We start from the raw sequence: 13191 nt of genomic DNA, 5'->3' as shown, positions 1-13191 counted from the left end.
GTTCGCCCCAGCCGTCAGCGGCTCGACCTCAGTACGTCGATCAGGAGGCAGTCATGGAGTGCCGGGCGCGATGTCGGCGGACCGCAGCCCGGTTGGCACAGCGGACCGAGCAATAGCGCTGCCGTCCGTTGCGGGTGACGTCCACGACCACCGCCGAACACGGGTCCCCCTCCACCTTCCCCGCTTCGCACCGGCCCAGCCGATGGATGCCCCGGGTGGTCAGGTGCAGCGCCGTGCCCACGCTGATCACCGCTCGCAGCACGTCAGGAAGGGAGTCGTTGGTGTCGTCGCGGTAGTGGATGTGCCACCCTTCGCGCCCGTGATCGGTCAGCCTCGGATAGGCGGTCGCCTGCGCCATCAGCTCGTTGAGCAACCGCGCCCGTTCGCCCGGCTCCGGCTCGTCGACGACGCGAAGCCACTCGTCGATCACGTGCCGAGTGCGCGCGTGGTCATCCGGAGACTCGCCGAAGTCCATCGTCATCCCGAACTCCCTGGTCCGAGCCTCGATGCCGGCCCTGTCCTCGGGCCAGTCGTCGGCGAGCGAGGCGGCCATGAGCACGGCGTACTCGCCGTAAGGGTTGAGATGCATAAGACCATTACAGCAGAGTGACGAGCATGACCGACAGCGCAACAGAGGAGTCCCGGCGCACGGACGCCACCCACGACCACGGCTGGCTCACCGAGTCCAGCCATCAGACCTCGGAGGGCCGGGTCGTCTACGTGCGTTGCGCACTCTGCGGCGTACGTCGCGTCGACCTGCAGCCCCATCCGCTCCTCCCGCCGCGGGCGCTGAGCCGCGAGCATGGGTGAGCCAGCGATCAAGACACGCGCGCCGTCTCAGGCTGAGCACTTTGGGTCGACCTCCGGGCCGTGACACTCGTCGTCGCCGGCCACATGACGATGGCGGCAAGGACGAGGAGCGCGCCGGCGGGAGCTTCAGACCAGGGGGCTGTGTCGTGGGAGACATAGCCCGCAGCGATTGGACCAACGAGGAAGTATGTCGGCAGCACGGTCGTCGCGGCGATCAGCAGCGCTGTGACCACCGTGCTCACGGACCGTGCGATGGACGGCCGGTCCACGGAAGCCTCGGGCCATCCCGTCGGGATCGACGCACCCGCTGCGATCACGGCAGCAAGGATCAGCGCGATGGGCCACAGCACGCCGTCAACGACGATGAGGGTCGTCAGGTAGAAGTCCGGAACCGAGACCGGCCTGCCCGCGATCCCAGATGCCAAGGCCAGCACGCCGATGCCGGTGAGAGCGGCAGCCGGGATGACGGCGAGCGGCCACAGGATGAGGCGACGAAAGGTGGGCGCCAGCAGAAACGGCAGTGCGAGCGCCGCGACGGCCAGCAACAGGACCGAGATCCCGTAGAGCTCAGCTGCATCCCCGACCGGGTGCCACGGGCTGGCCGGCCACTGGTAGTCGTAGAGGTGGTCCTGCCGCTCGAGGCAGGCAGGTTCGTCGAAGCCACCACGCGGACACACTCCGGACCAGCGTTGCCACGCTGCCAGGTAGGCAAGGACCCCTGACCCGGCGAGTGCGGCCGAGGTGAGCACGCGTGCGCCGCGGTGTCTCGGTATCACGCGCTCATGGAAGCATGCCGTTCAGCCGGCTGAGATCGGTGCAGCCGTGCCTCCTCGATGTTGAGGACGGTCTCGCAATCGCCGCTGGGCGGCCCTTCAGTGTCAGGCGTCGTAGTCGCTCGCGGCTCGACGCATGGGAACACTCAGGCAGGCTGGGCGTCACGGAGGCGCTGCGAGATGACGGTGGTGACACCGTCGCCGCGCATGGTGACGCCGTAGAGGGCGTCGCCGACCTCCATGGTGCGCTTCTGGTGGGTGATGACGAGCAGCTGTGAGGACTCGCGCAGCTCCTCGTAGATCTCCAGGAGCCGGCCGAGGTTGGTGTCGTCGAGCGCGGCCTCGACCTCGTCGAGGATGTAGAACGGGCTCGGCCGCGCCTTGAACAAGGACACCAGGAACGCGACCGCCACCAGGGACCGCTCGCCACCGGAGAGCAGCGAGAGCCGCTTGACCTTCTTGCCCGGCGGCCGCGCCTCGACCTCGATGCCGGTGGTGAGCATGTTCTCCGGGTCAGTGAGGACCAGGCGACCCTCACCGCCGGGGAAGAGCCGCGCGAAGACGTGGTCGAAGGCGACGCGTACGTCCTCCCAGGCCTCGGTGAAGACCTGCTCGACGCGGTTGTCGACCTCCTTGACGATGTCGAGGAGGTCCTTGCGGGTCTGCTTGAGGTCCTCGAGCTGCTCGGTGAGGAACTTGTGACGCTCCTCCATGGCCGCGAACTCCTCGAGGGCGAGCGGGTTGACCTTGCCCAGCGCACGCAGGTTCTTCTCGGCGATCTTGAGCCGCTTGGCCTGCTCGGCGCGGACGTACGGGATCGGCTCGCGCTCGTTGCCGTCCTCGTCAGGGTGCTGCGGGACGAGCTGGTCGGGACCGTAGTCCTTGACGATCGCCTCGGCGTCCAGACCGAGCTCCTCGAGGATCCGCTCCTCGAGCTGCTCGATGCGCATCCGCTGCTGAGCGCGGGCCATCTCGTCGCGGTGGACGGAGTTGACCAGCTCCTCGAGCTCCTTGCCGAGGTTGCGCAGCAGCGAGCGGCACTCGCGCAGCGCCTGCTCGCGCCCGGCGCGCGACTCCTCGATCTCGGTGCGCACTCGGGCGGCCTGCTGCACCGAGACCTCGAGACGGTCCAGCGCGTACGCCACCGCGGTGCCGACCGCTCGCGCGGCCTCACCCTCGCGGCGCATCTGCTCGCGGCGGGCGGCCGCCTTGGCGCGCTGCTCGCGCTCCTGACGGGCCGCACGGAGCAGACCTTCGGCACGGCCGGCCAGCGCGCGGGCGCGCTCTTCAGAGGTACGCAGCGCCAACCGCGCGTCCATCTCGCGCTGTCGTGCGTCGCGGGCCGCCTGGGCCAACTCCTCGCGGGCGCTGACGTCGGGCTCCTCCTCGGGGTCCTCCTCGGCCATCGCGAGGCGCTCCTCGAGCTCGGCGAGCCCGGCGACGGCGTTCTCACGCGCCTCCTGCGCCTGCTCGACGGCGGCCAGCAGCCGCTCGGCCTCGCCGCGAGCCGCACGCGACTGCGCGCCGAACTGGCCGAGCTCCTCGGCCACGGCGGCCAGGGTCGCGTCGGACTCGTGCAGCTTGGCCAGCGCCACGTCGACCCGCTTCTGCGCGGCCAGCCGCTCGGCCTCGAGCCGGGAGGTCTCGAAGGTGGCCCGCTCGGAGACCGCGTGGGCCTCGGCGAGCTGGGCGGTGGCCTCGTCGACCGCGGCCTGCACCTCGATCAGGCTGGGTACGCTGGAGGAGCCGCCGGAGGCGAAGTGGGCGCCGATCAGGTCGCCCTCGCGGGTCACCGCGGTGACCTCGGGATTCTCCGCCGCGAGCGCCTTGGCGGTGGCGAGGTCCTCGACCACCGCGACCTTGTCGAGCAGCCGCGCCACCGCGGGCCGCAGCACCGGCTGGCACTCGACCACGTCCAGGGCGTACTCGGCACCGGACGGCAGCGCCGGCCAGCCGCCGGTCTCCTCAGGAGAGCCGCCCAGGAGCAGCCCGGCGCGGCCGAGGTCCTCGGTCTTGAGATGCTCGATCGCGCCGACGGCACGCTCGGCGGACTCGACGACGACCGCGTCCGACGCGGTCCCGAGCGCCGCCGCGACCGCGGCCTCGTAGCCGGAGCGGACCGCCAGCAGCGAGGCGACCGACCCCAGCACTCCCGGAAGGTCGGAGCCGAGCAGCGCGCCGGCACCGTCCTTGCGGTTCAGCCCCATCTCCAGGGCGTCCTTGCGGGCGGCCAGCGTCGAGCGGTCCCGGTCGGCCTGCTGAGCCTCGGCCTGCAGCTTGGCGAGTCGCTCCTCGATGTCCTCGAGGGCCGCGGCAGCGGCCTCGTGCTCGGCATCGAGGCCCTCCTCCCCCGCGTCCAGCCCGGCGACCTTGGTCTCCAGGGCGGTGAAGTCGCGCTGAGCCCGCTCGGCGCGCGCCAGCGCCTCCTCGCGGGCAGCGGTCAGGCGCCCGACCTCGTCGTCGGCGGCAGCGGCCCGCGACTTGAGCGCGTTGACCTGACCGGTCAACCTGGCCAGCCCCTCGCGACGGTCGGCGGCGGCGCGCTCGAGCCCCTTGACCCGGCGCTCCTCCTCGGCCGCGGCATCCTCCGCTTCCTTACGAGACTCGACGGCCTCCTCGAGGGAGTAGCGAAGCTCCTCGACCTCGGCGTCGGCGGTCTCCTCCTGCTCGCGAGCCACCTCGGCCTGGGCCTCGAGCTCCTCGGGGTCGCGCCCCTGGCGCACCTCCAGGTCCTCGGAGCCGGCCGCGTTGCGCACCCGCTCGGAGGCCAGTGACTGGGTGCCGCGCAGCCGCTCGCGCAGCGAGTTCAGCGCGAACCAGGTCTCCTGCGCGGCGGCCAGCGCCGGCAGGTCCTCGCGCAGGGCAGCCTCCAGGACCGCCTCCTGCTCGCGTCCTTCCGCAATGGTCTCCTCGACCTCGGCCCGCCGGGCCAGCAGCGCACCCTCGTCGGCGAGCTCCTTGTCGAGCTCGGTCTTGGCGGTGACCAGGTCGTCGGCGTAGATGCGGGCCTTGGCGTCGCGTACGTCCATCTGCACCGTCTGCGCCTGCCGGGCGACCTCTGCCTGGCGGCCGAGCGGCTTGAGCTGGCGGCGGATCTCGACGAGCAGGTCCTGGAGCCGGTCCAGGTTGACCTGCGTGGAGTCGAGCTTGCGCAGCGCCTTCTCCTTGCGCTTGCGGTGCTTGAGGACGCCGGCCGCCTCCTCGATGAAGCCGCGGCGGTCCTCCGGCGTCGCCCGCAGGATCGTGTCGAGCTGGCCCTGGCCGACGATGACGTGCATCTCGCGGCCGATGCCGGAGTCACTGAGCAGGTCCTGGACGTCGAGCAGCCGGCACGGGCTGCCGTTGATGGCGTACTCCGAGCCGCCGTTGCGGAACATCGTGCGCGAGATGGTGACCTCGGCGTACTCGATCGGCAGCGCGCCGTCGGTGTTGTCGATCGTCAGCGAGACCTCGGCGCGGCCCAGCGGGGCACGGCCGGCCGTACCGGCGAAGATGACGTCCTCCATCTTGCCGCCGCGCAGGCTCTTGGCGCCCTGCTCACCCATGACCCAGGCGAGCGCGTCGACCACGTTGGACTTGCCCGAGCCGTTGGGGCCGACGATGCAGGTGATCCCCGGTTCGAGCTCGAGGGTCGTCGCGGAGGCGAACGACTTGAAACCCTTCAGCGTCAGACGCTTGAGGTACATCGGCTTCTCCCCCGGCTCAGGACCACGTGGTCGTACACAGTTCGCAACACATCAGCGTGGCTGAGGTGAGCCAGCAAATCTAATCGCCGCTGCTCAGGGGAACCCCAGCGGGTCGAGGATAACCCGCCGGGTCCGTCGATCTGGGGACCTCGAGATCGAGCCTGTCGAGATCGATACATCACGGCTCAACCGTCGTCCACCGGCCTTCAGCGCCAGGCAGCCAACCAGCCCGGGGCCCACGGCCGATCCACACTCCCGACGAGCTGGAGGAGAAGGCTCAGGTCGACGGTGTTGTCGGATACGACCATGGCCCGATAGTCGACCCCGAGGTGCTTGGATCTGAGATAGAAGTTGGGTTTCACGAACGTCGAGGGAAAGAGCTCCACGAGCCGGGTGCCGGAGCGGGAGAAGACCAGGTTGGTGAGGCCGGCACCATGTGGGGCGACGATGACGTCGGCGGCGCCGAAAACATGTGCCTGCTCGGCTATGTCCAGGTCTTCGGCGTAGACGATCTGGTAGCCGAGGCGGGCGAGGGTGCTCTCGACGTCGGCCTCGTTGTCGAACGAGCGTACCGACCGAGCCCGGGAGAGGTAGACGCGGCGGTAGCGCCGGTCGATGTCGCCCGACCCCAGAGCGCCGAAGAAGTCATAGACCCAGCGGGCCCACAGGAACGGCGGTGGGTCCGGCCAGTAGGCACAAGCGACGAGGGTGCTCTCGAGATCCTTGGCCGCGACCAGGCGGGACGGATCGAGCCCGAGCCGCTCGAAGACGAAGGGCAGGACACCGAAGCGGTCCTCGACGTAGACGATCGGGACATGGTCGGGAACCCTGTGGACGCTCCGCAGGCCAGCCGCCGTCTCAGCGATCGCGTGGTAGTAGTTCACGTAGTTGTGCGCGAACGGCAAGACGTACGCAGCAGAGATCTGGTCGGTGATGGGCGCGGCGACGTTGAGGCTGCTCGCCTTGGCGTACCGGGAGGCGCGGATCACGCGGGTACGGCGCTGCCCGGTGAAGGCCGTGGCGACATCCTCGTTGCTGATGCAGAAACGCACGTCTCGGGCGAGGAAGACCCGCTCGACGTCGGTCTCGGTGTGTCCGCGGTCGAACCCAGCCGCCAGCAGCGCCTCGCGCTGGTCGACCGGCAGCTCGGCGAAGTCTTGGTCGAACGTGGACGGCTGGTCCGCAAGCTTCGACCCGGTCTGGAAGCAGACCAGGTCTGCGTCGCTGTCGAGCGGTAGGTGATCTGGCATCGGACGGCGCTCGAACTCGCGCGCTTCAGTGAGTCGGACGAGCTCGTACGCCCCGCTGTCGACGTGCTTGGTGAACTCCTCGAATTGGCGCCGCACGCCGTCGATGACGCTCTTTGCGCTCTCCAACCGCTGGTCGCCGCTGGGGAGCAACCCGAGCTGCTCCACCTCGCCAACCACTCCGACCGCCAGATCCTGCAGCCCGTAGAAGCTGAGGAAGCGCACGACGGCGTTGAACCTGCTCCCGTCAAAGGTCCCGTCCAGACGGACCAGACGGTCAGCAACGAGACGACCGGCGCCATGCTGCAGGGCCTCGGCGGCGATCAACAGCCCCTCGTCAGGACTCCGCCCGCTCTGCTGGCGCCACTCCTCGAGCGCGGCTACGGCTCCTGCGACGTCTCTGGCCTCGACGAGCCCTTGGATCTGCTCCTCGGTGATGCCGTTCATGAACGCCGCAGACCGCGCGCAACCCGCCCGACCTTGCTGCGGACGCGGCGCTTGATGCCCAGCGCTTCGGCACGCGCCTCCGCGACCTCAGCGCGCTTCCGGTTGGCATGTGCCCGGTTCCTGATGTTCTCGATCCGCTGGCGTGCCATCGCCAGCTGTTCCCGCAGATCGGCCATGGCCAGGTCACTGTCCCCACGGGTGATCTTCTTGACCGGTTCGGCCGTGCGAAGGTCGATGAGACCGAGCTCCTTGCTGGATCGCCACTCGACCCCCCACACGGCGTCGAGAGCCTCGATGGGGCTGACCGTCTCGGAGGCGTATCGCAACGCCCGGCTGTAGGCCTGGGTCGGCCTGATCGTGAGGACCTCGGACTGCTCGACACCCTCGGGCGGGAAGTAGTTCACCACGCCGAGGTCGTTGCCGTAGACGTCCCGCATGATCTCGTTCAGTGCGCTGGGTCCCAGTCCGAGGGTGACCGGTACGTCGAGGCGGTAGGGCGAGGGGAAGACGTCGTCGGGGTCGTCCTCGACCATCGTGACGCGGCCCTCGCACCGATACCACTCTTGGAGCAGGTGAAGCTCGACCGCCACGTCGGCGAGCACCCGACGCCGCCCGGTCTCCAGCTTCGACCAGGGACCGACAAGCAGCACCTGCAGGTCGGACTCGGTCTGGTTGAGCAGCATGTCGACGCAGCGCCGGGCGACCTCGGCGGTTTCGACATCGACCTTCACCACCGCGGTGACGAACGGCACCTCCCACTGCCGGTTCGTCGCGGCACGCCGGTAGCGCGGGATCGGCATCCGCTGCGCGAAGTGGACGTCGTTGAAGTGGGCGACCTCGCGGCCCTTGTCCTGCACCGTCGCACGACCCAGGTGATAGGTCTGGGCCGACTGCACCGGAATGAAGACCGCGCCCCGCTGCCAGATCTGGTAGGCGATCTCGGTGTCGTCTCCGAGCTTCAGCTCAGGACGCTGCCCGAAGGTCTGCTCGTAGACCGAGCGGGTAACCGTCGCGCACGCCCCCATGTGCGTGGAGTAGTTGCGACCACCGCTGGTGTTGAGGTCGTCGGTCTCCTCGTAGATGTCCAGCGACCAGTGCCGGTGCAGGGTCTCCAAGTCGTGGTGCTTGCGGATCTCGCCGGACCTGACCTCCTTGAAGACCTGCTCGGGAGTGAAGTCCCACTCCTCGACGAACCCCTTGTGGCCGATGGTCGCGGCCTCGGGGATGAAGTGCGCCCACTTCGCGTGCTCACGCACGTTGTCGGAGAAGAGGATCATGTCCGAGTCGACCCAGTAGATGATGTCGCCGTCGGAGGCCTCGATGCCGATTTGCAGCGCGTTGGAGCGTCCCCAGCCCTCGCCGAGTTCCTCGTGGACTCGGATCAGTCGCGTGTTCTTCGGAGCGTACGTCCCGATCTCGACCGCCGGCTCACTGCCGTCGTCGATGACGATGACCTCGAGGAGTTCCTCCGGATAGTCCTGCGCCGCGAGCGAGGCGAGGGTGAGATCGAGGGTCTTGGAGTTGAAGGCGGCGGTGACCACCGAGACCTTCAGCGTCGGCTCCCAGCCGTCCGGGACGGTGCCGTCGAACACGTCGCGCCATTGGTTCTTGAAGACGACGTCTCTGAGCGCAGGGTTGGGGGTCAATGACTTCGGCATGGAGTCTTTCTGGGCCTTCTGTGAGGGTTTCGCTAGGGGTTCTGGACGGCTGAGCGCTTGAGCGCTCAGCCTTCGACGATCTCGGGCATGAAGCGTGGCCACTGTTCGTAGGAGCCGGCGACCAGGCTGGAGTCGTCCCGCAGCCAGGTGTGTCCGTCGGCGTGACGGATGTAGACGTAGCCGAGCCCGTGGGTGCGATAACCGATCGCACCAGCGTTCCCAGCCCGGATCAGCACCGATCGGTCGGTCGAGTTGGGCGTGGGCCGCCACCCACCGATCTCGTTGAGCATGCCGGTGGAGAGCATCATCGCGCCGCCGGCAAGCTGGTAGTGGTACGCCTCGGTCGCGAAGGTGCGGTGGACGGTGTGGTCGAGCGCCTCGAGGTAGAGGTACTCGGTCGTCTTCCCGACCATGTCGGCGCCGGAGTAGAGGTAGGCGAGCACCAGGTCGCCGATCACCTGCGGGCCGTAGATATCGTCGTCGTCGATCTTCACGACCAGGTCTCCCGAGGCCGCTCGCGCAGCGTCGGCCAGGACGGAACCGAACGCCTTCTCCTTCTCGTGGCGGGTGACGATCGCGCCGGTCGCTGCGATGACCTTCTCGAGCCGCGGCGGGAGCGGCCCCTCGGCACCGTGGACGGCAACGATGATCTCCAGGTGCGGATAACGCTGCGCGGCGAGTGCCTCGATCACCCCGGCGACGCGGCCCGGCCGCATTGTGGAGAGGACCGCGCTGACCTTGGGGAGCAGCCGGTGCCCGTGCTCCTGGGCGTGGCCGGCGAGCTCGAAGAAGCCGCCGAAACGCTCCATCGCCTCGCGTCTCTGGGGCACCGACCGCAGCTCGCGCACCAGGCCGCTGCTCGGTCGGTGCGGCAGGCGCAGCATCGCAGCCAATTCCTTACCGAGTACGTCCTCGGCGAGCCGCATCGCGGCGGGGAGCGAGTGCAGGATGACGCCGGTGGCCGCCAGCTCGGCCAGCCGGCGGTAGACCGCACGCTCCTCGCCGGCGTCGGTGACCTCGAGCCCGGACAGATCCACCGACTCGATCCGGCGCAGGCTGCGCACGTCCGCGGCGCGCAGCGGCTCCGTCAGCGCCTGAGCGAACCCCGTCGCCGCGGGGCTCGAGACAGCAGTCGGCTCGAGCCGCAGCTGCCCGGAGGCGAGGGTCGCCGTCAGCCATCCGTCGGGGTCGTACCAACCCTGGAACCGCCCGACGGGGTTGTGCACGTTGAGGTCGACCAACGGCGCGATGCCACGGTCGGAGACGACTAGGTGTCCGGTCGTGGCGTCGACGGCCAGTGGGTGCCGGAAGACCGTGTTCGCCGGGTCGTCCTTGACCGCGGTCAGCTCCGCCAGCCGCGAGGGGTCGCTGACCAGGCCGATGTCGGCGAGGCTCAGGCCGACGCCGCTGAGGTGGTCGACCGGCAGCTCCGGGATGCCCGGTGCCGCCGGCATGGGCAGCAGCCCGAGCCCGGCGGGCGCAAGCGCGTCGGTGCCGAGCTCGACGTACCCGTAGCCGTGCTGCCCGCGCGTGACCGCGAAGAGCGGGTAGACGGCGCGAACGATCGAGGCGAGCGGGATCGGCTCGCGCAGCACGATCTCGACCTCGGCGGTGCCGACGCCGTTGCGCGGATAGCGCACCTCGTGGCGGATCACTCCCGGCGCCCAGCCGAGGCGGCCGTTCCACCGACTGTGCGGGGACTCCCACCGCTCGATCCGCATCGCGAACCGTTGCGCGGTGACCTCCGGGTCGGCGAGCGTCAGGACGCGGACCAGATCCACGTCGGCGACCACGATGGACACCTGGCGGGCCGGCCGCGGCAGCTGCGCGAGATAGGTCCGTACGTCCTCGGTGCTCGCCAACACCTCGTCCTCACGGGGTTCGGCTGGTGCACTTGTCACGGGGTGTGTGGGCATGGGTCCTTCAATTTCCTAGGGCTGCCGTCGTGGCCGCGTCGAGGCGGCCGGTCAGGCTCTTCACGTATGTCGCGGTCACGTGCGAGCGGTCGTAATAGGCCACCACCCCGCCGATCGTCGCGTAGCACCTGCCGTCACGGCAGAAGTCGGTGGTGGTGTCGAGCACCTCGACACCGTCCAGGGGTGAGGTGCGGGCGACGGCCGCCATCGGGTCCGGTGAGGCGGTCTGCTTCACGCTCCCGTCGCACTCGCCGAGATCACGCGGGTTGGCAGCGACGCAGGTCGGCGTGTTCGGCGTCGGCGGCGTGGGCGGGTCCTCGATCACCAGTACCTTCTTGTCTGCGGCCACCCAACGCTTCAGCACCCGGCCGGACGCCTTACGGGCCAGCTCGAGGCTCTCGCCGCGATCGCCGTCGGCGGCGGCCATGGTGCGGTAATAGCGGTTGCTGACCACCACCAGCCGTTCCGGACCACGGGCGACCCGGTTGATGACGTAGCTGTTCCAGTCGGCGCACGCTTTCGTCGCCGCCTGGTCGGGCAGCTCAACCGGCCGGTCGACGGTGTAGCACTCGTACATCAGGTAGGCCGTGACCTGCCAGTTGCGCTCCCGCGCGACGACCTCGAGCGCCGGTGCCCACATCGCGGCATGCGAGTTGCCCACCAACGCGACCGGAGTCGCGTCGGGTGCATCGCTGCCGAAGGTGCAGGTACGCCGGGACGTGTCGTCCATCTCGAGGACGCACCCATTCTCGAAGAGTCGAGACTTGTCGTCGACCGCGGCCAGCGGCGGCAGGTAGAGCTCTCCCGAGCCGTGCGGGGCGCATGACGCCTGGGACAGCGCAGCCGCGGCATAACACGGGTCCTCGGCGGACGAGGGTGCCGCCGTCTGCCGGGCCTGCGCCTCGGACTCGCGGTGGAGCGCGAACCCGCAGGTGCCGATGACCAGTGCTCCGGCCAGTGCGAACGCGAAACTGCGGCGCAGTGGAAGACCGAGCGGCCGCCGCCCGCGCAGCGGGTCTTCCACGTAGGTCTTGGTCGCCCACGCGGCCAGAACGACAGCACACAGGCCGAAGAGCTTGACCACGCCCGGAACCGGGCCGTCCAGCGCGTAGGGCAGCAGGACGACCATCGGCCAATGCCACAGATAGATCGAGTAGGACAGATCGCCTAGCACCTGTAACGGACGCCTTGCCATCAGCCACAGCGGAGACAGCCTCCCGCGGCGTACGTCGGCGGCGATGACCAGAGCGGCTCCGACGACCGGGACCAGTGCAGCGACGCCGGGGAACACGGTGGCGTGGTCGAAGACCACCGAGGCGTACGCCACCAGCCCCAGTCCGCTCCAGACCAGCGCCAAACGCGCGAAGTCCGGCAATCGGCCCAGGCGCGGTGCGGCGGCCGCGACCAGGCCGCCCAGACCCAGCTCCCAGACCCGTGTCTGGGTCACGAAGTAGGCAGAGGCGTCGGTGATCAGGACCGAGCAGAGCAGCGAGCCGGCCACGAGGAGCGCCACGGCGACGCCTGCGACGCGGCGTGCCGAGATCCCGCGGCGGCGGGCGACCACGCCGACGGCGAGCAGGAGCACGGGCCAGAGAAGGTAGAACTGCTCCTCGACCGAGAGCGACCAGTAGTGCTGCACCGGCGTGGCAGCGTTGTCGGCAGCGAGATAGTCCACCGCCTCCCCCGCGAGGAACCAGTTCTGCACGTAGATGGCGGAGGCGACCGCCTGCCGGGCCGTACCGTCCCACAGCGTCGCCGGAGCGATCCACCATGTGGCCGCCAGCGTCACCACGATCACGCTCAGCGCGGCCGGGAGCAGCCGTCGGATCCGCCTCCCCCAGAACTCAGCGAGGTCACGCAGCGACGACGGGACGTGGTCCAACAGGTGCGTGGTGATCAGGAATCCCGAGATGACGAAGAAGACGTCGACGCCGATGTAGCCGCCGGTGAGCCGGTGCGGCCAGAAGTGGTAGACGACGACGAGCGACACCGCGAGGGCCCGCAGCGCCTGGATGTCGACTCGCGGGCCGGGACGTCCCTTCATCGTGCGGCTTCTGGTGGCAGCAGCGCGCGCGCCGAGTCCAGGGCATGACACAACGAGTACAAGGGAGGAGCTCCTGTGGGGGAGGATGCGGATGCCCGCCGTCCGCGGCGAACCGCGTGATCTTAACCAAGTCGGTTGTCCCCCGCCACCTGAAGGGTGAATTTCGGGGGTCGCTCCGCCCAGTGTGTACTCAGCCCGAAAAGGTCGAAACCGACCCTGTCACCAGAGTCGGTTCCCCCTGAACGAGGCCAGCCTGAAGCAGAAATAGCACTCGCTCGTGGTGTTGCTGAGTTGCCCGCAGGTCAGGCGGGCTGCATCTCCTGCATCGAGGTGTCCAGGTCAGCAGTGTGAGCCGCTACCAGAGCGTCGTTCTCCGTCTTCAGAGTGAGAACGAGATCCTCGAGCTCACGCACACGCGCACGAAGCCGAGCATTCTCGGCTGTGAGGTGGGCGGGAGTCCGCAGGTCGCTGCTCATGTAACCGATCAGCGCCTTCGCCATGAATACGTTTCCTTCGTTGGAATCACTAGAAGTTCCCGCGATACCGGGCCGTCTACAAGGGTGACACCGTTATCGACAAGCGTCAACGTCACGCGTCCAAAGCCGGGACC

Annotated in this window: 9 protein-coding genes; 1 reads left to right on the top strand and 8 read right to left on the bottom strand. The window is 69.1% G+C overall.

Features of this window, described 5'->3' with window-relative positions; translation table 11 throughout:
* Window positions 1-40 precede the first annotated feature (40 nt).
* Complete coding sequence (locus ABT304_RS23800) at window positions 41-589, bottom strand: CGNR zinc finger domain-containing protein (RefSeq protein ID WP_350719009.1); 549 nt, start codon at window positions 587-589, stop codon at window positions 41-43.
* 26 nt (window positions 590-615) lie between these two features.
* Here ABT304_RS23800 and ABT304_RS23795 point away from each other — a divergent pair, with 26 nt between their 5' ends.
* Window positions 616-810, top strand: a complete 195-nt coding sequence (locus ABT304_RS23795; protein ID WP_350719007.1) for a hypothetical protein — start codon at window positions 616-618, stop codon at window positions 808-810.
* A gap of 8 nt (window positions 811-818) precedes the next feature.
* On the opposite strand, the gene ABT304_RS23790 is transcribed toward ABT304_RS23795, so the two are convergent.
* The 7 genes from ABT304_RS23790 to ABT304_RS23760 form a co-directional block, all read right to left on the bottom strand.
* Entirely contained in the window at window positions 819-1586 is a 768-nt protein-coding gene (locus ABT304_RS23790) for a hypothetical protein (protein ID WP_350719006.1), read from the bottom strand.
* A gap of 143 nt (window positions 1587-1729) precedes the next feature.
* Window positions 1730-5269 (bottom strand): chromosome segregation protein SMC, encoded by a 3540-nt coding sequence (smc, locus tag ABT304_RS23785; RefSeq protein WP_350719004.1) that lies wholly within the window; start codon window positions 5267-5269, stop codon window positions 1730-1732.
* A 206-nt stretch (window positions 5270-5475) separates the two neighbouring features.
* Window positions 5476-6963 carry a glycosyltransferase family 61 protein gene (locus tag ABT304_RS23780; RefSeq protein WP_350719002.1) on the bottom strand — a complete coding sequence of 496 codons (1488 nt, stop codon included), beginning with the start codon at window positions 6961-6963 and terminating at the stop codon, window positions 5476-5478.
* Window positions 6960-8621, bottom strand: a complete 1662-nt coding sequence (locus ABT304_RS23775) for a glycosyltransferase family 2 protein (protein WP_350719001.1) — start codon at window positions 8619-8621, stop codon at window positions 6960-6962. The genes ABT304_RS23780 and ABT304_RS23775 overlap by 4 nt, the downstream gene beginning before the upstream one ends.
* Before the next feature lie 65 nt (window positions 8622-8686).
* Window positions 8687-10483, bottom strand: a complete 1797-nt coding sequence (locus ABT304_RS23770; protein ID WP_350718999.1) for a glycosyltransferase family 2 protein — start codon at window positions 10481-10483, stop codon at window positions 8687-8689.
* 61 nt (window positions 10484-10544) lie between these two features.
* Window positions 10545-12581 carry an acyltransferase family protein gene (locus tag ABT304_RS23765; RefSeq protein ID WP_350718997.1) on the bottom strand — a complete coding sequence of 679 codons (2037 nt, stop codon included), beginning with the start codon at window positions 12579-12581 and terminating at the stop codon, window positions 10545-10547.
* 302 nt (window positions 12582-12883) lie between these two features.
* Entirely contained in the window at window positions 12884-13081 is a 198-nt protein-coding gene (locus ABT304_RS23760) for a hypothetical protein (RefSeq protein ID WP_141803713.1), read from the bottom strand.
* Window positions 13082-13191 lie beyond the last annotated feature (110 nt).

The organism is Nocardioides sp. NPDC000445, from assembly GCF_040300245.1.
Classification (GTDB): Bacteria; Actinomycetota; Actinomycetes; order Propionibacteriales; family Nocardioidaceae; genus Nocardioides.
This window is presented reverse-complemented; position numbering and strand designations above follow the sequence as displayed.